We start from the raw sequence: 26,158 nt of genomic DNA on the forward strand, positions 1-26,158 counted from the left end.
TTAAGCTTTAATACCTTTACCAGAAAGGCCGCTACGCGTGTGGCCTTTTTCGTTATAGGTCATGCTGTTTTCGCCGTGCATGTTTTGCAGGCTTTGCTTGAGGGTTTGTATGCGGCCTAGGGTAAGACGAAGAACTTGGCCGTTGACTTGGTTTTGCTCGTGAACTTGTTGCAGAAGTTGCTCTATACGCTCACGCTTCTCTAAAAACTCGGGTTGAGAAAGCTGCTGGGCTTGTGGATGCTGTGCCAGGCTGTTGTCGGTTTGTTCAATGGCAGAAAGCAAAGAACCCTTGCGCTCGGTTAACTCTTCTAGCGTTGGGGCATTACGCTGTTCAAGAGCCTGGAGTTCAAGGGCTTGGGTGTCGTATAGCGACTGTAACTGGGCTAACTGCTGATCCAGCAGCTGGTTTAAGCTTTCGCTCTTCATAGAGTGGTGACGCACCAATTAACTACGACCGCTGCCTGAAATGTTTCCAAACATGTCGCTTTCAAAGTGTGCGATTTTCGCCGCTAAGCGCTCTGCATCGACGGAATACGACCCATCTGCAATGGCTTTTTTAATACGAGCCACTTTTTCAGCGTCAACGCCCGAGTCTTGCTCTGCACGGCGATGTAATTTATTAAGCTGCTGAGCCTGTTGCGTGAGTGACACGGCGTCTTGACGTGGAGCAGCCGCTGTATTGGCCACCTGGGTTTGTGACGCAGGTGCTTGTTGCTCGGTACGTGCCGTGCGGTTGTTTAACGCTTGGTTCATTGTTGAATTTAACTTATCAATACTCATGGTTTTGCCCCTACAAAATATCCTCTACAATCACAGTATCGGCCACAAAAGTAAATACTTTAATGGAATTATGCATTAGTGTACTACTGACTGACGGTGACTTCACCTATTGCGCTAATCACCCCTTGTACGTCTTTGTTGCTGCGAGCATTCGTCACCACAATACGCTCACCTAACAGGCCGTCGCTGCGGGCTATGCCCGTGGCTTGAATATGCAAATTCCCGACTTTGGTAATAATGGTGATATTTTCACCACGACAGACAAAACAGGTGTGCCGTGCCTGTATTGCTTGTAGTGCGCCAACGCGTCGTTTAATTCTAGCACCAATTAAGGCGTCTGGCTGACTAAACACCGAGTCGCGAACTTGCTGTACGTCGACTTTATTAACACTTAAGTCGCTGGCACTAATAACATGCCCTGCAGGTAAATTGTGAGCCGCTACCACCACATTTTGCATGCGTTGAATACGGACGGGTACAAATAAACGCCACGGCGCCTCCGCGTCAGAGCATTCTATTTGCACGGTTGCCTGCCGGTCAGGCGTTTGGCTTCCCGCTAAGGAAAATTGCAACGGCTGTTGGCACTGGCGAGCAGGCATACGAGCATCTAAGCTACTAGCAGTAAGTTGTATATCACCATCTAAGTGACCTAGCTGATTTGCTAGAAAGGTTTCTGCTTGTTCAGAAAGTTGGCTGTGAGTATAGTTTGCTGCATCAATAGGGCTTGCAAATAATACAAGGGCAGCGCATAGCGTGCGGAAATAGTGCATAATAAACCTCAATATTCTAGCAACCGAAACAAATAAACTCGTAAGCTTTTTAAAGTATCTTCAGTATACTGTTATAAGAGCGTCAAGTTTTCGTCGTGACAGCCGAAATAAGTATAAGCATGAGTTATGCAAGGCTTGTGCCGTATTACAAAATGAATGATGGAGCATGTATGGCTGGTATTTTAGATTCCGTGAATCAGCGCACAGACCTTGTGGGACAAAACCGACTCGAGCTTTTATTGTTTCGGCTCAATGGCCGTCAACGATTCGGCATTAACGTGTTCAAAGTACGGGAAGTGTTGCAATGCCCTAAGCTCACCACTATGCCCCATAGTAATAAGTATATACGCGGAGTGGCACATATTCGTGGCCAAGCTATTTCCATTATCGACTTAAGCTTGGCTACTGGAGGTCGTCCAATCCAGAACATTCACGAACACTTTGTGCTTATTACGGAATACAACCGCAGTATCCAAGGCTTCTTGGTGGACGGGGTCGAGCGCATTATTAACCTGAACTGGGAAAATGTCATGCCGCCCCCCAAAGGAGCAGGCCGAAGTAGCTACTTAACAGCGGTAGCACAAGTCGATGACGAACTGATTGAAATTATTGATGTGGAGAAAATCTTAGAAGAAATCTCCCCAGCCAATACGCAGGTCAGTGCCGAGTTACATGGCGCACCCGACCACCGCGACTGGTCAGACTGTACCTTACTGATTGCCGACGACTCGACCGTGGCGCGCAATCAAATTAAGCGGGCACTTACGCCCTTGAATATTCCATTAGTGACCGTCAAAGATGGGCGTGAAGCTCTCAACTGGCTAAAAGACAAAGCAGACGAAGTGGGCGATGATATTAGCCGGACGGTTCCTTTAATGGTGTCCGATATTGAAATGCCAGAAATGGACGGCTACACCCTGACAGCAGAGGTTAAAGCCGACCCGCGCTTACAAAATATGGTGATTGTTTTGCATACATCATTAAGTGGTGTGTTTAACCAAGCCATGATCAAAAAAGTAGGGGCAGACGACTTTATTGCAAAGTTTCACCCAGACGAGCTGGCGGGTGCTGTACGCAAGTGGCTGCAAGCAGACGCTTAAGCTCATTCTTCATATGGATAAGGTTGGTTTTTAGTTCGTGACAAATAGAGAGTTAGGGCGTGCAGAATACGATGCGTTCTGCCTGTTTTTAGAACAGCAAAGCGGCATTGTGCTGGGCGACAACAAGCTATATCTGGTGAAAAGTCGATTAGCTCCGCTGATGCGGCAGTTTAACATCGACTCGCTTACCGATCTTGTTTCACGGTCCATGCAAGTGCGAGAGCGTGCTTTACGCTCTGCCGTACTTGACGCCATGACAACGAATGAAACCTTGTGGTTTCGTGACACCTACCCATTTGAAGTATTAAAAAACCAGCTATTGCCTGAACACAGGAATTTGCAACGGCCGTTACGTATTTGGTCAGCTGCTTCCTCAACAGGGCAAGAGGCCTATTCAATTGCTATGAGTTATTTAGAGTGGCGGGCACGAAATCCAGGTGCATTACCTCATGGCATTGAAATAGTAGGGACCGATATTTCTAACCGGGTGCTCGAGCAAGCGCAACAAGCCGAGTACGACGGACTTTCCCTCGCCCGTGGGCTGAGTGAGGAGCGTAAGCAGCGCTTTTTTGAAGCCTTGCCAAATAACCGCACTATGCGGTTAAAGGAAGAAGTGCGGTCATTGGTCAAATTCCGCCATTTAAACTTGCTCGACAGCTACACCTTGCTTGGCAAGTTCGACATTATTTATTGTCGAAATGTACTTATTTACTTCTCACCGGAAGTGAAACGGAAAATTCTTGCCCAAGTGCGTATGGCCCTTCAACCAGAAGGCTACTTACTGTTGGGTGCGTCTGAATCTATATCGGGCCTCACGAATGACTTTCAAATGGTCCGCTGCAACCCAGGCATTGTCTACCAGCGTAAAAACTAAACTTCCTGCTTTCCTCTGCTAAACCCTTGCCGATAATTAATGGCACATAATTTGCTTTGTCTCTTGTAAGACTTTATAGGAGACAAAATTATGTCGTCAATTAGCATCGAGAATGGCTTGGGCATTCATCCCTATGCGCTACTAGCCCGAGAGCGGCGCGCAGAAGTGCTTGCAAGTAATATCGCCAATGCCGACACACCCGGCTACAAAGCCCGTGATCTTGACTTCCGTGCGGCCCTTAACAGTGTGCAAAAGCGGCAAAACTTTTCCCTTGAAGCGACCAATAAAGACCACTTCAGCGTAACTCTGAAGGGGGCTGAAGGTGAAAAATATCGCAATGTAAATCAACCAGATACAGGTGACGGTAACACAGTGGATGTGGATGTGGAACGGAACTTGTATCTACGAAATGCATTAGAGTATCAAGCAAGCCTGACATTTTTGAATAGTCGTATTTCAGGCATGAAAAAAGCACTGAAAGGACAATAATAATGAGCCTCTATACAGTAATGGATATCGCCGGTAGTGCCATGAGTGCACAAAACGTGCGCTTAAATACGACGGCCAGTAACTTGGCGAACGCCAACTCCGTGAGCAGCTCGTCGGGGGAAACCTACCGAGCCAGGCATCCAGTATTTGCCGCTCAGTTACAAACGGCGCTGCATGGTGGCCCAGGGCAAGCCAGTATTCAGCAAAATGCCGGCATGGGCGTGAAAGTGTTAGGCATTGTCGAAAGCGACAAGCCGCTGGTCATGGAATACGCACCAAACCACCCCATGGCCGATGACAATGGCTACATTTACAAGCCCAATGTCAATGTTATGGAAGAAATGGCCAATATGATGTCGGCTTCACGCTCGTACCAAACCAACGTGCAACTGGCCGACACCAGTAAACAGTTACTAAGCCGAACCTTGCGTATGGGGCAAGGTACTTAATGATTAAGCGGGAGAGTTTCCGATGGAACATGTAACCAACTCACTTACAGAACAACTGTATTGGGGTGATAAAAAGCAAGTCGGCAAGGATCAAGGCGACGGCAAGTTAGGGCAGGAAGACTTTTTCCGCTTACTGACCCAGCAAATGAGTATGCAAGATCCCACCAAGCCCATGGACAACGATCAAATGATCGCACAGATGACCAACTTCACCATGGCGGAAGGTATCAGCGACTTGTCAAATGAATTTAAGCAGTTTGCTGCCAATATGACGTCGAACCAAGCTTTGCAGGCTTCGTCCATGGTGGGGCAAAAGGTACTTATCCCATCGGATGTTTCCTACTTTAACGGCACACGACCTGTCGACGGCATTGTGTCGTTGCCACAAAGTGGCGACAACGTGCAAGTACGAATAAAAAATGAAGCGGGCGAAATTGTCCACACCATTGACATGGGAACCCTACCGCAAGGCCAACATAACTTTAGTTGGGACGGCACGCTTGCCGATGGCAGTAAAGCGCCAAACGGTGACTATGTTATTGAAGCCACCGGTAGCATGGGTACACAAACTGAAGCCTTACCGGCACTTACCTATGGCTTTGTGGAAAGTGTCAGTATGGGCGGACAGGGCGGTATTGTACTGAACCTTGAATCGATTGGCCGCGTCGACTTACGCGACGTTATTCAAATTACGAGCGGCGGCGCTTAAGCCCCGTAAACGACTACAACAAGAGGTGACTTATGTCTTTTAATATTGCACTAAGTGGCTTAGCAGCGTCGCAAAAAGATCTCGATGTGACAGCCAACAATATAGCCAACGTAAAAACCACAGGGTTTAAGCAGTCCCGGGTTGAATTTGCCGATGTGTATGCATCTTCTATTTTCTCCAACAACCGCACTAAAACCGGTGACGGTGCGCTTACCTCTATGGTGGCCCAGCAGTTTTCACAAGGTACTCTCGACTTTACTGAGAACTCCTTGGATATGGCCATTAAAGGCGGTGGCTTCTTCACCACAGCACCTTCTATTGGCTCGCAAGACTTGTCGTATACCCGGGCGGGTAACTTCAAGTTAAACCGTCAAAACTTTATTGTCGACAATGAAGGAAACTACTTACAGTCGTTCCCAGTCGACCGTAACTCGGGTACTACGTCGTCGGTGGCGCTTAGCACCATGCAACCTATTCGTATTCCAGATGTAGCGGGTGCACCTAGCCCAACCAGCAACGTGTTTGCGTCTTTTAACGTGGATGCGCGCGTAACGCCAATTATTGAAACAGCACCGGGTGCGTCAAACTTTGACCCAGCATCCCCGTCCACTTACCATTCGTCTACATCCACGACCGTGTACGACTCGTTAGGTGAATCACACATTGTAAATATGTACTTTGTAAAACGTGCGCCAAATGAATGGGACATGTACGCCACCTTTGATGGTCAAGAAGTGAGTTTGAACACAGCAAACGCAGGGGCTACAAGTGCTGCGGGTTCAACCAGTACGCGTGTCACCTTCGACGCCAGTGGTAACCCAAACGTGGTGGCGCCCAACTTAACCTTCCCACCCGTCGACTTCAGTTTAACGCCAGCCTTGTTAGGGAATGGTGCGGACGCAACACAGAATATCCAGTTGAACTTCCAAAATGAAGCGGGTACCAATATCCCAACCCAATATGCGTCAAACTTTGAAATTACCAACTTAAACCAAGACGGTACAACCGTTGGTCGGTTAACGCGGGTCGAAGTGGACTCGTCGGGCTTAGTGGCGGCGTCTTATTCGAATGGCGACACTCAGTTCCTAGGCCGCGTTGCCTTAGTCAGCTTTGCCAATGAACAGGGCTTGCAGCAAGTAGGCAGCACCCAATGGCAGCAAACCATTGACTCCGGTGAAGCCATTGCCGGCGAAGCAAACAGTGGTGTGTTCGGTGCTATCGAGTCGTCAGCTCTTGAAAACTCGAACGTGAACCTCACCCAAGAGTTGGTGGACATGATAGTGGCGCAGAAAAACTTCCAAGCAAACTCCCGAGCGCTGGAAGTGAACTCGACATTACAACAAACAATTCTACAGGTTCGATAACCCCTGCGGGTTTGTGACTTGGCGCGGCTTCGGTCGCGCTTTTTTTTACCTTCTTACCCTTCACCGTTCACTTTTCAAGCTTTGGCATACTTCATGCATTAGTTCAGGTAGAGATCCTGTATGTGACAATTTTTTGTCGAGGAGCAAAGCATGGATAATTTACTGTTTATTGCTATGAGCGGCGCGAAAGAAAGCATGAACGCCATGGCGGTACGGGCAAATAACTTGGCGAACGCCAATACCACGGGCTTTAAAGCCGACCTGCAGCAGGCGCGCGCCATGCAAGCCTATAACGAAGGTTTGCCAACGCGCGTGTTTGCCATGACGGAAACACCGGGGCAAAACTATGCCGATGGGGCTTTCCGCACGACAGGTCGCGACCTAGACGTTGCCGTGCGCGGCCCAGGTTGGATAGCGGTTACCGATGCGGATGGCAACGAAGCTTACACTCGCAATGGTAACTTACAAATGGACGCAAACGGTATGTTGCAAACCAGCAGTGGGCAGCCGGTGCTGGGCAATAACGGACCCATTTTCTTACCCGTTCCCATTACTAATATGTTTATCGGTGCAGATGGCACCGTGTCGGTCCGTCCTGAAGGAGCCCAAGCGAATGTGATTGAAACCGTCGACCGCATCAAGCTTGTGAACCCTGTGAACCGTGACATGACACGTCGCGAAGACGGTTTATTCCGTATGAAAGACAACAGCTTAGCGCCAATCGACGGATTAGTGCGTATTGAGCAGGGGGCCTTAGAAGGCAGCAACGTGAACCCTGTGGAAGAAATGACGCAAATGATTGCCCTACAACGCAATTATGAAATGAACGTGAAAATGATGAAGACAGCGCAAGAAAACGATCAGCGCTCAGAACGCTTATTAAGCATTGTTTAATAAAACACCATCAACACACAGTGAATGAGGTGATGTATGCATCCCGCTCTATGGATAAGTAAAACCGGCCTTGACGCCCAGCAACGCGACATTGCGGTGACGTCGAACAACTTAGCAAACGCCAGCACCATTGGCTTTAAAAAAAGCCGAGCTATTTTTGAAGACTTGCTGTACCAAAACATTAACCAACCAGGTGGCCAGTCAACGCAAGAAACGGAATTGCCTTCTGGGTTAATGCTAGGGGCAGGTACGCGTGTGGTCGCGACCCAAAAGAACTTTTCGCAGGGTAACTTAATTACCACAGAAAACTCCCTAGACATCATGATCAGCGGGAAAGGCTTTTTCGAAATACTTATGCCCGACGGCTCTGTTTCCTATACCCGAAACGGACAATTCACCCTAGACCGCGACGGCCAAATTGTTACACCTGGGGCAGGTCATCCTTTGCAGCCAGCCATTAACATACCTGATGACGCCTTGTCGGTGACGGTCAGTCAAGACGGTGAAGTGGCCGTGACCATGCCAGGTCAAGCGGGCAACCAAGTGGTGGGGCAAATTAACTTAGCTTCCTTTATTAACCCAGCGGGCCTTGAACCTATTGGCGAAAACTTATTTAAGGAAAGTGCCTCGAGCGGAGCGCCATTACAAGGTATTCCAGGGGTTGATGGCATGGGGAGTTTGCACCAAGGGGCTTTAGAAACCTCGAACGTGAATGTAACCGAAGAATTGGTGAACCTGATTGAGTCGCAACGGGTGTATGAAATGAACTCGAAGGTTATTTCGTCCGTCGACCAAATGCTTGGTTTTGCCATTCAGCAACTTTAAGTTGGGGTAACCTTATGCGTACTTTAAAACACGGCGTGTCTTTTGTTCTCGCACTGAGCTTAACAGCATGCGCGGCACAGCCTGCGCCACGGCCCGTGCCAGACGACCCTTATTACGCCCCGGCCATACCCGAACAACCCACACAGCAAGCAACCCCAAATGGTTCCTTGTTTAATGGTGAAATTAACGGTTTGTATTCGGATATTCGGGCGCGCAGCTTAGGTGACATCATTACTGTACGCTTACAAGAAAATACCTCGGCCTCGAAAAGTGCTACCACAGGGACTTCCCGAGGCACCAGTGTTAACTTGCCCACACCCACGGTGCTGGGGCGCGACTTAAGTTTCCGAGGCTACTCCTTGTCGGCAAACTTAGAAGGCAGCACCGAGTTTTCTGGCGATGCCTCGGCCGACCAAAGCAACCGATTAAGTGGTGAAATCAGCGTAACAGTTATACGTGTGTTACCGAACGGCAACCTCATTGTTCGGGGTGAGAAATGGTTAACCCTTAATAACGGCGAAGAATATGTACGTTTAACTGGCATGATCCGACCGCGGGATGTCTCTTCTGACAACACGGTGTTGTCGAACCGAGTAGCGAACGCACGCATTGAGTATTCAGGTACGGGCAGCTTGGCGGATACCCAACGCCAAGGCTGGCTGACGCGATTCTTTAACGGCCCTATTTGGCCTTTCTAAGAGCCGCAAAGGAGAGAAAGATGAAAAGCAAACTGATTGGACTCCTAGGTGTTCTGGTACTGTTGTCGGCTTGGTCGATCCCGGTGGCAGAAGCACAGCGAATTAAAGATGTGGCTTCGGTAGCGGGCATTCGCTCGAACCAGTTAATTGGTTACGGTCTAGTGGTGGGCTTGCCAGGAACAGGTGAACGTACACCTTTTACCGACCAAACCTTCCGCACCATGTTGGGTAATTTTGGTATTAACTTACCCGACAACCAACGCCCCCAAATTAATAACGTGGCGGCGGTTGCTGTGCATGCAGAACTCCCCGCCTTTGCTAAGCCGGGGCAACAAATAGATGTGACCGTCAGTTCAGTCGGCGACGCCAAAAGCCTGGTGGGCGGCACCTTAATGCAAACCTACTTACGCGGTGCCGACGGTGAAATTTATGCCGTTGCACAAGGCAGCTTAGCTGTAGGCGGGTTAGGCGCTGAAGGGCAAGACGGCTCTAGCATTGTTATTAATACACCCACCGTAGGCCGTATTCCCAATGGTGCTATGGTCGAACGAGAAGTAGAAACCGGCTTTGCTCACAGTGAATTTATTACTTTCCTTCTAAACCGTCCGGACTTCACGACGGCGCGCCATATGGCGGAAGCCATTAATAACTTAATTGGCCCAGGCTCTGCCGTGCCAGTAGACGCCGCGTCCGTGCGAGTCATTGCGCCCCGCGACCCGGGCCAACGGGTTAGTTACTTATCCACGCTGGAAAATATTCACGTACAGCAAGGGCAAGCAGCGGCACGCATTATTATTAATAGCCGTACCGGCACTATTGTGGTCGGGCAAAATGTGCGCTTGCATCCGGCGGCAGTGGCCCACGGAAACTTGCAGGTCACCATTTCTGAAAACTTTAATGTGTCTCAACCAAACCCTTTTGGTGAAGGCGAAACTGTGGTGACCCCAGACTCTGGTATTGAAGTGCGGCAAGAGAATGCACGCATGTTCCATTTTGACCCAGGCGTGTCCATGAACGACTTGATTAACGCGATTAATCAAATTGGGGCAGGCCCCGGTGACATTATCGCGGTACTCGAAGCGCTAAAACATGCGGGTGCTATCGACGGCGAGCTCGTCATTATTTAACTGGGTAGGCAATAGCAACGAAGGGAAGGCCATGGACAATAACTACGGACATCAAATGCTGCAGCATGCACAGTCAACGTCTGTGTTGGACTTGCAGTCGCTGGACGCACTACGTCGTCAGGGGATGCAAGGGAAAGAAGCGGAGCAAAAAGCCCTACGCCAAGCGGCCGAGCATTTTGAGTCTATTTTTATGAGCCAACTATTGTCGAGCATGCGTAAAGCCAACGAAATCTTTGGTGCCGACAATCCGTTGAATACCCAGTACACCAAGTTTTATGAAGACATGCACGACCAACAGCTTAGCTCGGAATTAGCGAAAAACGGCAGCTTAGGTTTGGCGGACTTGATTGTGCAGCAATTAAGTCCTGCGGGGACGTCGAATTATACGCCGGCCAGTTTATTGCCGGTTGCGAACTTAGACACCAGCATGGCGCAGCGCGGCATTCGTGTGGTGCGCGAAGAAACACCAAAGGAACAAGCACCCGCTGGCATTCTTGAACGCATCCCAGCCCTTCGTATGGCCACGGACGATCAGGACTGGCGCCCAGCTAGCCCATTAGAGTTTTTACAACGGTTGGCACCTTATGCGCAGAAAGCAGCAGAGCAAGCCAGTGTGTCACCTGCCACAGTGCTTGCACAAGCCGCTCTTGAAACCGGTTGGGGGCAGCATGTTATTCGTACACCAGAAGGGCAATCTAGTAATAATGTTTTCAACATTAAGGCCGATACAAGATGGACAGGGGCCACAGTAAGTACGCAAACTCACGAGTTTGAAGACGGTCAGCGCAAGCAAGAGCAGGCTCACTTCAGGGCTTATCGTTCGGTGGCAGAAAGCTTCCATGACTATGTAAGCTTTTTGCAGTCAAATCCGCGCTATCAGCAGGCGTTAGAGGTAGGTCGCGACGCCATCCAGTTTGCGGAGCAACTTCAGCAAGCTGGCTATGCAACAGACCCTGAATACGCAAACAAACTAAAACGTATTTTAAGTGGTGACGCTATGCAAGCAATACGTCAACAGTTTGGGTTTTAATAAGGTGACTTTATGACATTCGATTTACTCCGAGTAGGAAGCCAGGCTGCCCAAGGGCACCAGCGCTCTTTGCAAGTCACAGGGAATAATATTACCAATATTAATACCCCAGGCTATGTACGCCAACGCAGCAGCTACACGGAAGCGCCTTACGGGGCAGGAATTTCCCGTGTGGAAGTTGAACGCTTGCTAGACAAGTTTACGCAGCGCCAATATTGGACCGACACCTCACGGCATGGCTACACCACGGCCTTCTTAAATGAGTCGTCAAAAATCGACTCCATGTTTGGCAGTGGCGACTCGAGCATTAACAGTGCTATCACGAAGTTTTTTGGCATGATGCAGGACTTGAACGACGACCCTGCTTCCATCACTCAGCGTGAGTTGGTGCTGGGGCAAGCCAATGCAACCATTGCCCAAATGAAAGACTCGGCGAACTTTTTAAGCAACCAAGAGCGGCTGTTAAACGAACAGTTGCACCTCACTGTCGATACCGCCAACAGCATTGTACAGAGCATTAGCGACATTAATAGTCAGCTCGACCTGATGCCACAAAGCGATGCCTCGGGTGAGCGTCACACTTTGTTAAACCAGCGAGACGAAAAAATTCGCGAGTTGTCTGAGTACATGACCATTTCTACCATTGAAGACGCGAACGGTCGGGTGCGTGTGAACCTATCGAGTGGTCAAGCTTTGGTGCTAGAAGACGGTACCTATAACCTGATGCGTATGCAGGGTGACCCAGACCCAGACCGCCCGCAGCTGGTTGCTATAACTCAAAGTGCCGGACAAAGTATTAGCCAAGGCATAGACGAGCTAAAAGTTGGCGGGCGTTTAGGTGGTTTATTAGCCTACCGTTCCGAGGTGCTCGAACCCACGCAAATGCGCATGGGGCAGCTTGCTTTAGCATTTGCTGACGGAGTGAATAAACAACAGCAGCAGGGGCTCGACTTAGACGACGAGCTAGGGCAACCCATTTTTAGTTTCTCAGGCTCTATGGTGAATGGTTTGCCGGCATCATCAAACCAGGGCACAAACCAACGCATTGAAGCTCGTTTAGTCCCTGGCGAAATGAACCGTATGGTAGCCAATAACTTTGAAGTGGAAGTGTTGTCTGCTAATACCTACCGGATTATGCCCCTCGATGCGTCAGGACAAGTGATTGGGAACGCCAACGACTACCCGGTATACGACATCAGCCCGCCCAACGGCGGTGGCGAAGACTATGGGCTGACACTGAGCTTTGCTTCCGGCACGTTTGTAGCCGGAGACCGGTTTATATTAAAGCCAACGAAAAATGCAGCCGATAATATTCAGGTGGCCATGCAGCGGCCAGAAGACTTGGCCCTTGCCAGCCCGGTACGCGTAGGGAATAACGGCAACAACCAAGGGCAAGGGGACTTGCAGCTTCAAGGGGTTTCAGGCTTAGGCAACTACTTTAATGGCAACGCACTCAGTAACAATGCCCCCGTTCAAGTAACCTACCAAGGATTTAGTGCAGGCCAGCATAACTTAGAAATTACCCTGAACGACGGCACTGTGTTGAACCACAGTACGTCGGACATGAACAATGTGTTTAGCCAAATCCCTGCGTTAGACCCAGCCGACTATGACGTCAGCTTGACAGGAAAGCCGGCCGCGGGTGATGTCTTTAGTGTGGAATACAACGCTGGCGCTATTAATGACAACAAAAATGGCTTAGCTATTGCCGAGTTGCAACGCCAGCAAATGTTGCGTCGCAATACGGACGCACCTTCCGACGCAAACACCCTCACCTTTACAGAAGGGTATGGCCGCATGGTGTCGGATGTGGGGAACAAAGTGTCGCAAGCTCGTACCGCCGAACAAGTATCCGACGCCATGCTAAAACAGTCGGAAGAGTTTTATAACTCTGTATCTGGCGTTAGCCTAGATGAAGAAGCAGCAAACTTAATTCAATATGAGCAGGCCTATAATGCAGCGGCCCGTTTAATTAGTACGGCACAACAGGTGTTCGACACCTTGTTTAATGCCACAAGGTAAGGTGTAAGCCATGCGTATACCAACAAACCAAATATATAGCCGCGGCTTAAATGCTGTGCTAGACGCGCAAAAGCGGCTACTCAAAGTGCAGAACCAAATTGCCAGTGAAACCAAAATACTGACACCCGCAGACGACCCTGTAGGTAAAGCGCAGGTACTCGGATTAGACGACAAAATTAGTCAGAACGAGCAGTTTCAACGCAACGCCACCCTATTAAAAAACCGTCTGCAGCGCACCGACTCCGTGTTGTCGAATATGACCACAGGGTTAGACCGAGCGCGGGTCCTTATGGTGCAGTCGGGCAATGGTATTATGTCAGCGCAAGACAAAAAGTCATTGGCGGCAGAGCTTGCCGGTATTCGCGACGAAATGCTGAATATGATGAACTCGCAAGACGAAAACGGCGACTATCTATTTGCAGGGTTTCAAAAGCGTACGCAGCCTTTTAGCAAAGACCCAGTAACCGGCCACTACAATTACAATGGTGACGACGGCCGTAACCAAGTGCAATTGTCACCTTCCTTGCAGGTGACCAGTGTGGAGCCGGGCAGTGCCGCATTTCAAAATGTGGCCGCCAACCGTACCTTGAAATTCGCTGACAGCACAGGTGGCGTTTCAGGAGCCTATGCGCGAGTAACAGACAGAGCCACTTTTGATGCGTTTCACAGTGCCCAGTTTAATAAAGTGCAAGCGCCAGAGCTCAATAGCCTCCGGTTTGACTTTGACGGAACCAATATCAATGTCCATAGGCTGAATGAAGCGGGGGAGCCATTAGTTGCAGGGCCTATCCCTTATACCCCCGGCCAGCCTTTTAGTTTTAATGGCATAGAAATAGAGTTTGAAGGCACCTTTGGAGCTGGGGAAAGTGTGGAGCTTCGTTTAAATGAACCCACCCAAAACCTCGTCACCACCATTGACAATTTTGTCACTGCATTGGAAGACGGCTCCATGCCGCCTGAGATGTTTTCAGAGCAGCTGACCAATGCGCTTGAACAAATCACCCGTTCGCAAGACACCTTGTCTTCCGTGCGGGCGCAAACTGGTGGTCGCTTGAATGTTCTTGATCATGCGTTTAATAGTAATGTTGACTTGGAAATTGCTAACCGAGAAACGCGATCGCATATTTCCGACGTGGACTATTCGGAAGCCATGACAGAACTCACCAAGCAAGACGTGATGTTGCAAGCTGCACAAGCAACGTTTACACGCATTACTCGACTGAGCTTATTTGACTTTATTCGATAAACGCAGGGAAGTATTGAAGAAAGGCTAACGACATATTCGTTAGCTTTTTTTTATGGCCGAAACAAATAAAAAAATCTTAAATTAGGCTAAAGAAAACAGACTCCGCTCCGATACATTTAATAGAAGATGTCACAGATTGATAATAAAAGGCCGGTAAGAGCCATCACTCTGACAAATATTTATCAGGAGAGAGAACAATGAGCTTATATGTAAACACAAATATTTCATCATTGAATGGCCAGCGCCAACTTATGAACTCATCAAATGCGCTGAATACATCCTTTGAGCGCTTGTCATCGGGCTTCCGCATTAACAGTGCGGCAGACGATGCGGCCGGTCTGCAAATTACCAATCGTATGACCTCACAAATTCAAGGTCTAAACCAAGCAGTACGAAATGCCCAAGACGGTATTTCCGTAGCCCAGGTTGCTGAAGGTGCGATGCAAGAGGTGACCACGTCACTACAGCGTATGCGCCAGCTCGCAATACAGTCGCAAAACGGTATCAATACAACAGCTGACCGCGCAGCACTACAAAAAGAAGTGTCTGCCCTGCGTGTTGAAATTGACCGTATTGCAACCACGACGCAGTTTGCAGGTCAAAACCTGTTAAGTGGCAGCTATGAAAATAAAAATTTCCTAGTAGGTGCAAACGCCGACCAAAATATCTCTATTACATTGAACAGTGTAGCAACAAGCGACTTAAACATTACTGTCAGTGATGTGAGTGTCGATACTGCAGCAAAGGCTTCAGCGGCACTGACAAAAATTGATGCTGCAATTTCAGCGATTGGAGCGTCCCGTGCAGACCTAGGTGCTATTCAAAACCGTTTCCAGTCTACTATTCGCAACCTCACGAATATTGCTGAAAACGTAACAGGCGCCCGCTCACGTATTATGGACACAGACTTTGCCAAAGAAACAGCAGAGCTAACCCGTAACCAAATTATTCAACAGGCGAGTACGACCATTTTAGGTCAGGCCAACCAACGACCACAAGCAGCGCTTTCACTGCTAGGTTAAGACTCTCTCTTGTTTTGGCAAGAGTTGCCGGGCCCTCGGGTCCGGCATTTTTGTTAAAGCTAGCGACTGGTTGCTATCGTTCTATGAACGCCATAAACTAGCTTTAACTCACTTATAAAAAGGGCAGCGTATGTCAGTTTCAGGCTCAGAACTAAAACAACTCATGATAGATACAGCAGCCGATGCCAGTGCCTATGCGGCGGAAGAGTTTGCTGCGACCCTCGACCAAAGCGTGGAGAGTCTAGAAACCGTCGACCAACTTATTTTGCAAGCCCGGGAAAAATACGGCCAAGACATCCACAATAGCGAAATTATTTTTACCCTGTGCAATATGTTTGGTGCTTATGTGGGAGAAATATTCAGGAACCAATATGGTGGTACCTGGGTGTATGATGCGTCAGATAACCAAGCGCCCTCAGTCTTTTTGCAAAAGGGTGAATATACGTTTGCTTTTGCAGGTATTATCTACCAGCGCTTAATCAATGACCAAACCTTAAGTGTGCGTCGATATTACGAAGAAGCGGTCACTAACGCAGTACCGAAGCAATAAACTTTCGTAGAATAAACAATTGCTTGTATCAAACTCAAACAAAAACCGACAAACTTGTCGGTTTTTTGCTCAAGAATTCCCCAAGGTGTCCGATAAGGTAATTAGACACAGTCATGCTGTGTAGGATTAATCAGTTACTCATAAACTTCCAAAGCGGAAGCCGGACTAAACAGAAGGGGGACTTATGTCTCTATATGTAAACACAAACATCTCATCAATTAATGGCCAACGCCAACTTATGAACTCTTCGAATGCGTTGAGTACGTCGTTTGAGCGTTTGTCGTCTGGCTTTCGTATTAACAGTGCGGCAGACGATGCAGCAGGCCTACAAATTACCAACCGCATGACCTCGCAAATTCAAGGTCTAAACCAAGCGGTGCGAAATGCCCAAGACGGTATTTCCGTGGCCCAGGTAGCCGAAGGTGCCATGCAAGAGGTCACCACTTCTTTGCAGCGCATGCGTCAACTGGCTATTCAGTCGCAAAATGGCATTAACACCACGGCCGACCGTGCTGCACTACAAAAAGAAGTGTCTGCACTGAAAACAGAAATCACGCGAATTTCTCAAACCACTGAGTTTGCTGGACAAGTACTATTGAGTGGTGGTTATCAAGGAAAGAACTTCCTAGTGGGTGCGAATGCAGATCAAAATATCTCTATTACACTTGGCAGTGTTGCCTTAGGAACCTTAGGAATTGCCTCATTGTCTGTTTCAAGTGCGGCAGGTGCCGCGACAGCATTAAAAAGCTTAGATGGTGCTATTTCCACTATCGGAGCGCAGCGTGCCGACTTAGGTGCAATCCAAAACCGCTTCCAGTCAACCATTCGTAACTTAACGAATATAGCTGAAAACGTAACGGGAGCTCGCTCACGTATTATGGATACAGACTTTGCGAAAGAAACAGCCGAGTTAACACGTAACCAAATAATTCAGCAGGCCAGTACAACAATCTTGGGTCAGGCCAACCAAAGACCACAAGCAGCCCTTTCACTGCTAGGTTAATTAGTAAGCAGCAAAATAAGGGAAACCGGCTCAATTTGAGCCGGTTTTTTATTGTCTGGTGGTTTTTTTCATCAGGTGGCAAATAATTGCCGATCCCCCCTAAAGGTTTGCCGCTTTCATCCGATAAGGATCTGAGCACCTAAAAAGGTGTCAAAATAGCAAACACTGAAATACGTTTCCTGTTGAGGATTCGGAATATAAAAGGGGGGACTTATGTCTCTATATGTAAATACAAACGTGTCGTCATTGAATGGACAACGTCAATTGCTGAACTCAGGCAATGCCTTAAATACTTCTTTCGAGCGTTTATCATCTGGTTTCCGCATTAACAGTGCGGCAGATGATGCTGCGGGCTTGCAAATCACCAACCGCATGACCTCGCAAATTCAAGGTCTAAATCAAGCGGTACGTAATGCGCAAGACGGCATCTCTGTAGCACAGGTAGCGGAAGGTGCCATGCAAGAAGTAACTAATTCACTTCAGCGTATGCGTCAGCTTGCGGTACAATCACAGAACGGCATTAACACCACAGCCGACCGTGCTGCGCTACAAAAAGAAGTATCAGCCCTTAAAACAGAAATCACGCGTATTTCTGAAACGACTGAATTTGCAGGCCAAAACTTATTAAGTGGTAGCTACAAAGGGATAAACTTCCTAGTGGGTGCAAATGCGGATCAAAACATTTCCATCTCGCTCAAAAGTGTTGCGCTAGGAAGCTTAGGAATTGCTTCATTGTCTGTTTCAAGTGCGGCAGGTGCCGCGACAGCATTAAAAAGCTTAGATGGTGCTATTTCCACTATCGGAGCGCAGCGTGCCGACTTAGGTGCTATCCAAAACCGTTTTCAGTCAACCATTCGTAACTTAACGAACATCTCTGAAAACGTTTCGGGCGCGCGCTCACGCATCATGGACACAGACTTTGCAAAAGAAACAGCTGAATTGACACGTAACCAAATTATTCAGCAAGCAAGTACCTCTATCTTAGGACAGGCCAACCAACGTCCACAAGCGGCACTATCGCTTTTACGTTAATAATCGGCAAGCCAAAGACTTCAAAATACCGAGCAGCTGCTCGGTATTTTTTTATGCATCAATAAAAACTGGGTGGGGTGGCAATTTTTTGCCGGTGTGGCTAAAGTTTAACCAGTTGGGTCCGATACAGAAAATAAGTAAGAGTATATTGTAGTTTGTAGGAAAGACTGGCTAACCCGAGTAAGAGGTTGTAGGGGGGCACCCGGGTTAGCCAGCAGACAAACGTCAAAAAGTTGTCAAAATAGCGTGTTCACTGAAACACAGTATTAGCAAAGCAGGTATCATGCCAACACTTTACAAGTGGATAAAATTGCAATACCAAATAAACTTGCCACAATAAAATCTAAAGTAATGAAGTATGGTGCCGATACAGCTACATGTAGGGGTAGCTTGCGAGGGTTGTAGCTCGCAGGTAAATGAGCAAGCAAGTTCGCTTGTTGAAGAGGTGGGAGTTTATTGGTATGAAAGTTGAATCCACAAACTTGTCCATGGGGGCGGAGCGCAACCAGCAGGCTGAACGTCAAGCACAGGACGTTGCCAAAGAGGATGCTGTTTCGATTTCTGTCGCAACGGTTTCGTTGCCACGGCAAGATACCAAAAGCGTAACGCAACCGGAAAAAGCTCAACCGAAAGAGCAACCGCTGAGTGCGTTAGCTGATATTATTCAAGAACTAAATGAAGCAATACCATTAGAAGCACGGCAATTGAAGTTCACGGTTGACGAAGCTGCGAATCGCACCGTTGTATCTGTCATCGACCAGGACTCAGGTGAAGTTATTCGTCAGCTTCCAAGTGAAGAAGCGCTTGAGTTAGCGAAGCGGTTGCGAGAGCAACAAGAAGGCGCAGAAAAGGCCATTGGTGTGCTTGTAAACAGTATGGTATAGCAGGAGGACGTATGGGTATTTCATCACTTGGAATAGGCTCTGGCCTAGACTTAGACAGTTTAGTGAAGCAGCTTGTTCAAGCGGAGCGTGGGCCGCGCATGGCTGTTCTTGATAAACGAGAAGAACAAACCAAGGTGCAAATTTCTGCGCTTGGTTCATTGCGCTCAGCTATTAATGAGTTAAAAGACCCACTTCGTACTCTCTCCGACACAGACCGTATGCAAGCCCGAGCAGCCACTGTAAATAACCCAGAAGACGGTGAGCCTTTCTTTACCATGGAGTCATCCCGGAGTGCTGCCAAAGGCAACTACATGGTGGAAGTGCTGGCACTTGCACGAGGCACTCGGGCTCAATCAGAAGCTTTTACCAGCGCTAAAGACACAGTCACAACCACAGCTGGTAACTTGAACTTTGCTACAGCTGACGGCGAACACGCTTTTTCTATTTCCGTAGACGCAAATGCCAGTTTAGAAGACATTGCTCGTCAAGTGAATGAGTCTAAAGATAACTTCGGTGTTAGCGCCAGTATTATTAACACGGGTGGTAGTTCTCCAGAAACACGCTTAGTGTTTACATCGGATATTACCGGTGCCAATAGCGAGCTGTCTGTGACCAACGACAATGCTGAACTCGACTCGGTGTCAACGGTTGCCACAGGAGTTGGCCCAGCGGGTATGACCATAAAGCTTGAAGACCAAGCCGCTGACGCCCATATCAATATTGATGGAATTGATGCCTACAGCAGCACCAACACCTTTGAGAATGTGATTCAAAACTCGAGTATTACCGTATTGCGAGAAACAGAGGCTAATACGCCCATTAAAGCCAGTGTCGACTTCGACACAAAAGGTGTTGAAGAAGCAATTGAAGCCTTTGTTAAAGCTTATAATGGAATGGTCGATAAGATAAATAGCTCGACCCAATACAAGCCCGCAGACGAAGACGGTAAAAGTAAAAGCGGCCCTTTAATTGGCGACGGTATGGTGCGTTCAATTCAGGGCTCTTTCTCTAACATTGTTGCTGGGAGTGCCGGCACCGGCGAAATCAATAACCTATTCCAATTAGGGTTAACCTTCGATAAAGACGGTAAACTTGAGTGGAGTAAAGGAACCAGTGGTGAGCTTGATGCAGGTAAAGAGCGGCTAAAAGAAACCCTGGCATCTAATTTCGACGCTGTAAGCGAAATGTTTGCAGGTGAAAACGGCATAGCCACACGTTTGAGCTCGCTGGTGGATGAATATGGTCAATCCGGTGGCTTGCTGCAGTCGCGCACAAAAGCGGTCGAGAGTCAGCAAACATTGATACGTGATGAGCGCGAAGCATTTGAACGCTACTTAGAGTCCTATGAAGAAACACAGCGCATGCGTTTTGCAGGGTTAGATAAAACCATATCAAGCCTTCAAAACGGCGCAAACCTGATGTTTGCACAGTTAGGATACGGTTAATAAAGAACTAATAGATAAAGGTGATTCCATGTACAACAAAGGTTTAAAAGCTTACGCATCAGTGGGGGTGAGTAACCAAGTGGTCACCGCCGACCCATACCGTGTGATCCAAATGTTGCTGCAAGGGGCGCTCGATAAAATGGCCTATGCAAAAGGCGCCATTGAACGGAAAGACTTTGCTGCAAAAGCAGAAAACCTCACCAAGTCCGTAGCCATTGTCAATGCACTGCAAGACGCACTGGATATGGACGTGAAAGCAGAAGTAACCAATAATTTATTTGACCTGTATAGCTTTATTATTGACCAGTTAACAGACGTCAGTGTTGATAACGACATTACCAAGCTGGAAGAAACCATGTTTGTGTTGCGCCAAATTAAAGAAGGCTGGGACGCTATTCCAGTGTCTGCTCGTGAAGAAGGCCTACGCATGCAGGCGGAACGTCAGGCAGCTGGCGCATAATGACCGAAATACTTCATTCCTTTATCAATGATCTCCGCGCTTTGCAGGCGGAGATCGACGCCCTTCTCGCAGACTCAGACAACCCACTTGACACCTTGCCAGCCAAGGTCGACCAACACAATGATGTGCTTTCACGGTTGTTTGCCCACTTTGAAGAATTGAACCAAGAAATAGACCCAGAGACGCTTACTTTTTTAAGAGCTACGCAAAGTAAAATTGCCAACTGGACCACGCAAGCCATTGAAGCGCGTGACGAAACACGGCAGAATTTACTTAAGCTGGCACAAGGCCGTAAGGCGAGGCGCCAATATTAGTTTACCGGGAAGTAATCCACATGATAAAAGCAATAAAGAAACATCTGGCCCCATGCTCCCTTACCCAAACCGAACTTGAATCGCAACTCACAGAACCCCTTTCCCACAGAACCCAATTGAATCGAACGGCATTTCAGGCCTATATGCCGAACCTGGCCGTGGTGTTTGAAGAAAACATCATCGACGACTTAGGGTTGTTCTGTAATAAAAAAGGGCACCTGAATTTAGCGAGTCAGAACTCTGGCCAAGTCATTTATGGACTCGACCCAAAAGCTGAAAGTGAACAAGACATTGCCGACTTCCTCCAAGGCGCTGCCCATATAAAGCTCAACGGTACGCCTGTTAAACAGGTGCCTCTGCTACGCGCATACCAAATGCCAGAGTCGAAAGGGTTTGTTCCCGCCTTGCCATTAAGCCCAGTACCGGCGCAAGCGGACACAGTCGTCATGCTCGGGTTAGGCTTAGGGCATGCCCTAGAAGCCTTACTTCGCTCGCCACAAGTACAGCCACAAAATATTTTGGTATACGAGCCAACCCTCGACTTTTTCCGCGCCAGTGCGCAAGTAGCCGACTGGCACTTTATTTTAGAGACGGCTCAAGAGCGCGGTATTCGTTTGTTTTTACAAATAGGGCAAACCGGTGAACAAATAGGCCAAGACTTACTTGAGTTACAGCAAGCATTTAAAGCACAAGATGTTTATTTATATAAGCACTACCATGACCCTATTATGGACGCTGTATACGACACGCTGGTACAGCCAGGCTTCAACTTAAAAGCCTTGGCTTATGGTGAGCAAAGTATTCAACCACTAAGCCATGTCACCCAATACCTGATTCCCCGAGCAGGGAAAGTACGCAGCAATATTAAGCGTGAACAAGCAGCATTGAGAATGGCTGAGCTAAAAAGCCTAAAAGAAAAGAATTTAGCTGCCTTTGCGCAAGAATTCCCAGACATATACGAGCAATTTAAAGACTATCAGCCAGTCCAGTGGCAGGCTTTTTTAGACGACCATGGCGAAGTGAATCTGTATCACGAGCAACGGCTTGGCGCTTTGTACCATGAACGGCCAAACGAGCTGTGCCAACAAACCCTCCAGTTATTTGCCGACGAGCCCAATAGAAACGATATGTTTACAGGTTATCGAGGCGGAAAACTGTGGAGCTACCTACATTTTGCAAAAGCGCGGCAGTTTGGTGCCTTACTCACAGAGCTTGAAGAAAAAGGGCATTTTATACCAAAAACATTAAGCAGCCTTATTTGGTTTGGCTTAGAGCTTGGTTACCAGCTACAAGAGCTGGTCAGTCAGTACGACATCAAGTCATTATATATTTTTGAACCAAACCCTGACTTTTTTTATTGGTCACTCATGACGGTGCCTTGGCATGAAATATTACCTGCGCAGCGTGAGGCAGGTTTACATTTGGCCATAAACATAGGCGACGACGGCACCTACTTGCATCAAGATATGTTTGAAATGTATCAGTCTTCCGGTGGTTATTTAACGGCAAGCTCTTACTTTTATGTGCCACGCTTTACGCCCCACATGCAGCCTCATATCAACCAATTGAAACGAGACTTGCAAAGTTACTTAATGCTAGGTGATAACTTTGACCACAATCGATATGCGTTTCGGAATATCGAGCAAAATATTCAACGTGGCCGTATGCGCATTTTAAAATATGAAGGGCGTGTTGCTGAAGACTTAGCCCAGATGCCCGTGGTCTTGGTAGGGAACGGCCCCTCTTTAGATAGTAATTTGCAATTGCTAAAGCAGCGGCGAGATGAGTTTATTGTGGTGTCTTGTGGGACAGCACTTAAAGCATTGTACGTGGCAGGCATACAGCCAGACTTTCACGCTGAAGTCGAGCAAAACAGGGCAACTTATCACTGGATCACACAAGTAAATGACCTTGCTTGGCTAAAACAAATTACTTTACTGTCTCTAACCGCCACACATCCAGACAGTGTGGATTTATTTAAAGAGCACTTCGCTGTATTTAAACAAGGCGAAGCCAGTACCTCAGCTGTTCTACGGCGCAGTAAGCTTGAGCGTGAATTAGCCGCGGTCGACTTTTGCTATCCAACGGTGACCAACTTAGCCTTGAGCATCGCTGTTACCCTTGGCTTTAAAAACATTTATTTGTTGGGGGTCGACCTAGGCTTTAAAGACATGGACCACCATCACTCAAAAAGCTCTGCCTACTATAAAAAAGGTGAAGAAAAGAGCTGGCATAATTTCCGCAAATCAGCGGGGGAAGCTATTGCCGTTAGAGGAAACTTTAGCCCTGTGGTGCTCACCAAGTACGAATTTCAACTGTCTCGTCGAATAATGGAACAGTTATTATCCGAGCAGGCCCAGCGAGTACAAGCTGATGCGGGCATGCAGGCAAGCCAGGTGTTTAACTGCAGTGATGGTGCGTATATTCAAGGCACAGAACCGAGTCCGTTCGAACAAGTCTCCGCTTACCCCAAAGCTGACCGTGAGGCGTTGCTGACACATTTACGGACACAACTATTTACGGACGAACATCGGGAGGCCATGTTAGAAGTATATCGTCGCGGCTTTGACAATCAGCGTATGCAGGAAGAAGCGGAAAACATGTTGGCATTAGCTAAGCGACCGGTTCATTCTATCGATGAAGCCTTAACTCGCTTAGAAGATGAAAAAAACAATATACTGGCTCTCCATAAAGAGGGTAAAAGCCTTTGGTTTTATCTTATTTTTGGCAGCTCGCATTTTGCCAGTGCCTGTTTAGTGCGTTTCTTATTTCTTGATGGAGATGAAGAAAAAGCCCTTGATAACTTCCGAAAAGCCAATGAAATTTGGATTTCTTATTTGCAAGAAGCTATCGACAGCTGGCTCGAAAACCCGCACAAGTTAGACGAGATTTCAGTTAAATTTTAGCTTCTGCTTGGATGAAGTCCTCAAGCATGAGCTGAAACGCTTCGTGGGCATCTTGCAGGTCAGTGAGGGGCCCCACTTGTAGCCGGAGTAACAAAGCCGCGATAGTACGGCGAAGGCTTAAGGACCAATAAACTGCAGGTTGGTGTTCTAGTTTAGCCAAGCTTAGTTTGAATGAGTGCTGCTCAAGAGCGGCTTCTAATTCCTCAGCTGTGGCAGTGGCTAAGGGGGCAAACAACTCGCTGCAGCGGTAAAAATGCTGTGGACGCTGCCAGTTTACTTGGGCGCTAGATAAGGACCAGCGTTTAAGCGGCCATCGGACTGTCCCGCTGTAGGGCTCTATGCTTTCTCGATAGCGGGCACCTAAGTCCAATCCCGGAGATAGTTGATACGCCTGCATACGAGGGAAACGCGAAATAATAAGTCGTGCCTGCAAAGCAGAAAATTGAAACTCACGCTTCGTATGCGCTTTCATATTATGAATCGTTGTTACTTCTAGAAGCTCCCCAGTCGCACGAAAATAATGCTGTGGATTTTGCTGATCATAGATAGATCCTATAGCGTGATGCTGATCATGATTAACAAAGGCCAAGTCGAAACCAGCTATCCAAAGCTCTTTCGCCCCAAGCTGAGCAAATAACGCAAGACCCAAATTGAGTACGGTAGGGAATGCGTCGTGCACTTGTATCGTGTCATCCGGTAAACCGGGCACTAGCTCGTCAAAGGCATGCCCAGCCAATATAAAACTGCTATGAGAGCCAAACAGAGTACGAATACCATGTTGAAAGCCAAGAGGTGCGCATAAGTGGACTTTGGCTAGGTAGTCCTTATTTAGTTCTAGCAGTGCTTTTGAATGGAACTCAAGCTCCAAATGAATATGTGGCGTAATGCCGTGTGCATGCAAGGTAGCCAGAGTGGTTCCACACGACACCAACAGGTAGCCTTCCGCATGCCCGGCCTGAATGGCTTCTAAGGTGGCTGTTAAAGAAGGCCCATTGCCCAGTAGTAAAATGGGGTTGTTCGGTAGCTCAGTGCGGCGAGTTATTAAGTGTTGGGTTACAGCTGACACTTGGTGGGCTGCATCTAAACAGCGCCGAACCCCCATGGCAGGCTGTACTATGTATCTAAGCTCTAGCTCGACATTTTGGCGTATTTGTTTGGCAGCGTTGTTTGAGTCGGCTTGGTACACACGACACTGCCATAACGCTTTACCTGGTAGTTGGTGAATCAATTGTACAAATTGCTCAATCACCTCTGAGGTTGTCCCCGTGCACATATACAGCTGCACCTTCTTGTCGAGAAGCTGACGAAGGAGCTGTTGAGGAACCGAGTGTGGGGTGAGCAAAATTACCCGCTTGAGGCCTTGAATTTCAGTCGCTTCACTTAAAATCTCTGGAGTATAACCACATAAAATCAGGGTGGTAAAACCATGTTTGGAAGGCATGGGGCGCTGGCGCAGTTTTTCAATTAAGAGGTTCTGCAGCCGAAACTCATGCTGCCATTTATACTTGTGGGTATGCAGGCGCAGCACAGGGTCGCAGTCGTGGTTGTATTGTAAGCACTGTTGGAAGTGCCACAGGCGCTCTGCAGCAAGCTGTTCAGGGTTTTCTTCCATGGCGGCAAAACAGGCCGGCTCCACCGCCACCCGATGCTCAGCTAAGGTTTGCAAGTCTTGGCTAAAGCGTTTTGCAGCAGGTACGTGTGACTCAAGCTGCACAACGAGCTGCGTATTGTGCAGCACGGGTAGCCAGTCCACAGCATGCAAGCTGGCATGAAACAGTTCCAAACTCGGGATATACAAAAGTGCAAAAGGAGTAGGGTGTTGACATAACTGCTTTACTAGCTGCTGACCTGAATAATGTAACTCGGCGGCTATTAGTACGGGTTTTGCGCCTTCAAGAGAGCGAAAACCATAGGGAGGCTCGAAAGCAGCAGGCGGCCAAGCCATAGTAAAGGAATGCTGGTGCACGCAATTGCCGTGCCCTGAGCGGTCACATGTCAAAGTATACTGACTTGGTTGCAGCGCCCGTAATTGCTCGGCCAACTCGGGTAACTGCAGTTGCAACAAACTTAAATTGGCGTAAAAACGCTCGCGGGCAGCCTGTAAAAAAAGCCGCTGCTTATCTTCGTCAGGTTCTATTTGGTGACGAAAGTCTCTAAAAAACATA

General features: G+C 48.1%; 26 protein-coding genes. 22 read left to right on the forward strand and 4 right to left on the reverse strand.

From position 1 onward, the window contains the following. From flgN to flgA, 3 genes are all read right to left on the reverse strand, one after another. Nucleotides 1-426, reverse strand: a complete 426-nt coding sequence (gene flgN, locus CWE15_RS06265) for a flagellar export chaperone FlgN (protein ID WP_126757223.1) — start codon at nt 424-426, stop codon at nt 1-3. A gap of 18 nt (nt 427-444) precedes the next feature. Then, the gene (gene flgM / locus CWE15_RS06270) at nt 445-780 is read right to left on the reverse strand and encodes a flagellar biosynthesis anti-sigma factor FlgM (protein WP_126757224.1); all 336 of its coding nucleotides are present in this window, start codon (nt 778-780) and stop codon (nt 445-447) included. An 83-nt stretch (nt 781-863) separates the two neighbouring features. After that, nucleotides 864-1,550: a flagellar basal body P-ring formation chaperone FlgA gene (gene flgA, locus CWE15_RS06275; RefSeq protein WP_126757225.1), complete on the reverse strand. Its 687-nt coding sequence runs from the start codon at nt 1,548-1,550 to the stop codon at nt 864-866. 170 nt (nt 1,551-1,720) lie between these two features. Between flgA and CWE15_RS06280 the strand changes: the two genes are divergently transcribed. The 22 genes from CWE15_RS06280 (at nt 1,721) to CWE15_RS06385 (ending at nt 23,993) form a co-directional block, all read left to right on the forward strand. Beyond that, nucleotides 1,721-2,650 carry a chemotaxis protein CheV gene (locus CWE15_RS06280; protein ID WP_126757226.1) on the forward strand — a complete coding sequence of 310 codons (930 nt, stop codon included), beginning with the start codon at nt 1,721-1,723 and terminating at the stop codon, nt 2,648-2,650. Nucleotides 2,651-2,687: 37 nt separating this feature from the next. Beyond that, the gene (locus CWE15_RS06285) at nt 2,688-3,524 is read left to right on the forward strand and encodes a CheR family methyltransferase (protein ID WP_126757227.1); all 837 of its coding nucleotides are present in this window, start codon (nt 2,688-2,690) and stop codon (nt 3,522-3,524) included. Between the two features lie 90 nt (nt 3,525-3,614). Further along, nucleotides 3,615-4,013, forward strand: a complete 399-nt coding sequence (gene flgB / locus CWE15_RS06290; RefSeq protein ID WP_126757228.1) for a flagellar basal body rod protein FlgB — start codon at nt 3,615-3,617, stop codon at nt 4,011-4,013. Nucleotides 4,014-4,015: 2 nt separating this feature from the next. Continuing rightward, nucleotides 4,016-4,462, forward strand: a complete 447-nt coding sequence (gene flgC, locus CWE15_RS06295) for a flagellar basal body rod protein FlgC (protein WP_126757229.1) — start codon at nt 4,016-4,018, stop codon at nt 4,460-4,462. Between the two features lie 22 nt (nt 4,463-4,484). Then, a complete protein-coding gene (locus CWE15_RS06300) occupies nt 4,485-5,171 on the forward strand; it encodes a flagellar hook assembly protein FlgD (protein ID WP_126757230.1) in 687 nt (228 codons plus the stop codon). Nucleotides 5,172-5,203: 32 nt separating this feature from the next. Next, nucleotides 5,204-6,535 carry a flagellar hook protein FlgE gene (gene flgE / locus CWE15_RS06305; RefSeq protein ID WP_126757231.1) on the forward strand — a complete coding sequence of 444 codons (1,332 nt, stop codon included), beginning with the start codon at nt 5,204-5,206 and terminating at the stop codon, nt 6,533-6,535. A gap of 150 nt (nt 6,536-6,685) precedes the next feature. Continuing rightward, entirely contained in the window at nt 6,686-7,429 is a 744-nt protein-coding gene (flgF, locus tag CWE15_RS06310) for a flagellar basal-body rod protein FlgF (protein WP_126757232.1), read from the forward strand. Between the two features lie 36 nt (nt 7,430-7,465). Beyond that, nucleotides 7,466-8,254 carry a flagellar basal-body rod protein FlgG gene (gene flgG, locus CWE15_RS06315; RefSeq protein ID WP_126757233.1) on the forward strand — a complete coding sequence of 263 codons (789 nt, stop codon included), beginning with the start codon at nt 7,466-7,468 and terminating at the stop codon, nt 8,252-8,254. Between the two features lie 14 nt (nt 8,255-8,268). Then, nucleotides 8,269-8,952, forward strand: coding sequence for a flagellar basal body L-ring protein FlgH (flgH, locus tag CWE15_RS06320; protein ID WP_126757234.1), 684 nt, complete (start codon nt 8,269-8,271; stop codon nt 8,950-8,952). Nucleotides 8,953-8,972: 20 nt separating this feature from the next. Then, complete coding sequence (locus tag CWE15_RS06325; protein WP_126757235.1) at nt 8,973-10,079, forward strand: flagellar basal body P-ring protein FlgI; 1,107 nt, start codon at nt 8,973-8,975, stop codon at nt 10,077-10,079. Between the two features lie 31 nt (nt 10,080-10,110). Beyond that, nucleotides 10,111-11,109, forward strand: coding sequence for a flagellar assembly peptidoglycan hydrolase FlgJ (gene flgJ / locus CWE15_RS06330; RefSeq protein ID WP_241971856.1), 999 nt, complete (start codon nt 10,111-10,113; stop codon nt 11,107-11,109). 12 nt (nt 11,110-11,121) lie between these two features. Then, nucleotides 11,122-13,131, forward strand: coding sequence for a flagellar hook-associated protein FlgK (gene flgK, locus CWE15_RS06335; protein WP_126757236.1), 2,010 nt, complete (start codon nt 11,122-11,124; stop codon nt 13,129-13,131). 10 nt (nt 13,132-13,141) lie between these two features. Continuing rightward, nucleotides 13,142-14,377 (forward strand): flagellar hook-associated protein FlgL, encoded by a 1,236-nt coding sequence (gene flgL, locus CWE15_RS06340; RefSeq protein WP_126757237.1) that lies wholly within the window; start codon nt 13,142-13,144, stop codon nt 14,375-14,377. A 197-nt stretch (nt 14,378-14,574) separates the two neighbouring features. Continuing rightward, nucleotides 14,575-15,399, forward strand: a complete 825-nt coding sequence (locus tag CWE15_RS06345) for a flagellin N-terminal helical domain-containing protein (protein WP_126757238.1) — start codon at nt 14,575-14,577, stop codon at nt 15,397-15,399. Between the two features lie 130 nt (nt 15,400-15,529). Further along, on the forward strand, nt 15,530-15,949 hold the full coding sequence (locus CWE15_RS06350; RefSeq protein ID WP_126757239.1) for a hypothetical protein: 420 nt from the start codon (nt 15,530-15,532) through the stop codon (nt 15,947-15,949). 184 nt (nt 15,950-16,133) lie between these two features. Next, nucleotides 16,134-16,952 (forward strand): flagellin N-terminal helical domain-containing protein, encoded by an 819-nt coding sequence (locus CWE15_RS06355; RefSeq protein ID WP_126757240.1) that lies wholly within the window; start codon nt 16,134-16,136, stop codon nt 16,950-16,952. 213 nt (nt 16,953-17,165) lie between these two features. Next, nucleotides 17,166-17,984, forward strand: coding sequence for a flagellin N-terminal helical domain-containing protein (locus tag CWE15_RS06360; protein WP_126757241.1), 819 nt, complete (start codon nt 17,166-17,168; stop codon nt 17,982-17,984). Between the two features lie 461 nt (nt 17,985-18,445). Further along, nucleotides 18,446-18,868, forward strand: coding sequence for a flagellar protein FlaG (locus CWE15_RS06365; protein ID WP_198674980.1), 423 nt, complete (start codon nt 18,446-18,448; stop codon nt 18,866-18,868). A gap of 11 nt (nt 18,869-18,879) precedes the next feature. Continuing rightward, nucleotides 18,880-20,313: a flagellar filament capping protein FliD gene (gene fliD / locus CWE15_RS06370; protein WP_126757242.1), complete on the forward strand. Its 1,434-nt coding sequence runs from the start codon at nt 18,880-18,882 to the stop codon at nt 20,311-20,313. Nucleotides 20,314-20,341: 28 nt separating this feature from the next. Continuing rightward, on the forward strand, nt 20,342-20,773 hold the full coding sequence (gene fliS / locus CWE15_RS06375; RefSeq protein WP_126757243.1) for a flagellar export chaperone FliS: 432 nt from the start codon (nt 20,342-20,344) through the stop codon (nt 20,771-20,773). Beyond that, entirely contained in the window at nt 20,773-21,087 is a 315-nt protein-coding gene (locus CWE15_RS06380) for a hypothetical protein (RefSeq protein WP_126757244.1), read from the forward strand. The genes fliS and CWE15_RS06380 overlap by 1 nt, the downstream gene beginning before the upstream one ends. Nucleotides 21,088-21,107: 20 nt before the next feature. After that, a complete protein-coding gene (locus CWE15_RS06385) occupies nt 21,108-23,993 on the forward strand; it encodes a 6-hydroxymethylpterin diphosphokinase MptE-like protein (RefSeq protein ID WP_126757245.1) in 2,886 nt (961 codons plus the stop codon). Here CWE15_RS06385 and CWE15_RS06390 read toward each other — a convergent pair. Beyond that, the gene (locus tag CWE15_RS06390) at nt 23,983-26,157 is read right to left on the reverse strand and encodes a 6-hydroxymethylpterin diphosphokinase MptE-like protein (protein ID WP_126757246.1); all 2,175 of its coding nucleotides are present in this window, start codon (nt 26,155-26,157) and stop codon (nt 23,983-23,985) included. The genes CWE15_RS06385 and CWE15_RS06390 overlap by 11 nt on opposite strands. Nucleotide 26,158 lies beyond the last annotated feature (1 nt).

The organism is Aliidiomarina taiwanensis (assembly GCF_003987015.1).
Lineage (GTDB): Bacteria > Pseudomonadota > Gammaproteobacteria > Enterobacterales > Alteromonadaceae > Aliidiomarina > Aliidiomarina taiwanensis.

Bases quoted from the DNA above. Each gene is read 5' to 3' on its own strand.
- flgN (WP_126757223.1), bottom strand. From the start codon at position 426: ATGAAGAGCGAAAGCTTAAACCAGCTGCTGGATCAGCAGTTAGCCCAG.
- flgM (WP_126757224.1), bottom strand. From the start codon at position 780: ATGAGTATTGATAAGTTAAATTCAACAATGAACCAAGCGTTAAACAAC.
- flgA (WP_126757225.1), bottom strand. From the start codon at position 1,550: ATGCACTATTTCCGCACGCTATGCGCTGCCCTTGTATTATTTGCAAGC.
- CWE15_RS06280 (WP_126757226.1), top strand. From the start codon at position 1,721: ATGGCTGGTATTTTAGATTCCGTGAATCAGCGCACAGACCTTGTGGGA.
- flgB (WP_126757228.1), top strand. From the start codon at position 3,615: ATGTCGTCAATTAGCATCGAGAATGGCTTGGGCATTCATCCCTATGCG.
- flgC (WP_126757229.1), top strand. From the start codon at position 4,016: ATGAGCCTCTATACAGTAATGGATATCGCCGGTAGTGCCATGAGTGCA.
- CWE15_RS06300 (WP_126757230.1), top strand. From the start codon at position 4,485: ATGGAACATGTAACCAACTCACTTACAGAACAACTGTATTGGGGTGAT.
- flgE (WP_126757231.1), top strand. From the start codon at position 5,204: ATGTCTTTTAATATTGCACTAAGTGGCTTAGCAGCGTCGCAAAAAGAT.
- flgF (WP_126757232.1), top strand. From the start codon at position 6,686: ATGGATAATTTACTGTTTATTGCTATGAGCGGCGCGAAAGAAAGCATG.
- flgG (WP_126757233.1), top strand. From the start codon at position 7,466: ATGCATCCCGCTCTATGGATAAGTAAAACCGGCCTTGACGCCCAGCAA.
- flgH (WP_126757234.1), top strand. From the start codon at position 8,269: ATGCGTACTTTAAAACACGGCGTGTCTTTTGTTCTCGCACTGAGCTTA.
- CWE15_RS06325 (WP_126757235.1), top strand. From the start codon at position 8,973: ATGAAAAGCAAACTGATTGGACTCCTAGGTGTTCTGGTACTGTTGTCG.
- flgJ (WP_241971856.1), top strand. From the start codon at position 10,111: ATGGACAATAACTACGGACATCAAATGCTGCAGCATGCACAGTCAACG.
- flgK (WP_126757236.1), top strand. From the start codon at position 11,122: ATGACATTCGATTTACTCCGAGTAGGAAGCCAGGCTGCCCAAGGGCAC.
- flgL (WP_126757237.1), top strand. From the start codon at position 13,142: ATGCGTATACCAACAAACCAAATATATAGCCGCGGCTTAAATGCTGTG.
- CWE15_RS06345 (WP_126757238.1), top strand. From the start codon at position 14,575: ATGAGCTTATATGTAAACACAAATATTTCATCATTGAATGGCCAGCGC.
- CWE15_RS06350 (WP_126757239.1), top strand. From the start codon at position 15,530: ATGTCAGTTTCAGGCTCAGAACTAAAACAACTCATGATAGATACAGCA.
- CWE15_RS06355 (WP_126757240.1), top strand. From the start codon at position 16,134: ATGTCTCTATATGTAAACACAAACATCTCATCAATTAATGGCCAACGC.
- CWE15_RS06360 (WP_126757241.1), top strand. From the start codon at position 17,166: ATGTCTCTATATGTAAATACAAACGTGTCGTCATTGAATGGACAACGT.
- CWE15_RS06365 (WP_198674980.1), top strand. From the start codon at position 18,446: ATGAAAGTTGAATCCACAAACTTGTCCATGGGGGCGGAGCGCAACCAG.
- fliD (WP_126757242.1), top strand. From the start codon at position 18,880: ATGGGTATTTCATCACTTGGAATAGGCTCTGGCCTAGACTTAGACAGT.
- fliS (WP_126757243.1), top strand. From the start codon at position 20,342: ATGTACAACAAAGGTTTAAAAGCTTACGCATCAGTGGGGGTGAGTAAC.
- CWE15_RS06380 (WP_126757244.1), top strand. From the start codon at position 20,773: ATGACCGAAATACTTCATTCCTTTATCAATGATCTCCGCGCTTTGCAG.
- CWE15_RS06385 (WP_126757245.1), top strand. From the start codon at position 21,108: ATGATAAAAGCAATAAAGAAACATCTGGCCCCATGCTCCCTTACCCAA.
- CWE15_RS06390 (WP_126757246.1), bottom strand. From the start codon at position 26,157: ATGTTTTTTAGAGACTTTCGTCACCAAATAGAACCTGACGAAGATAAG.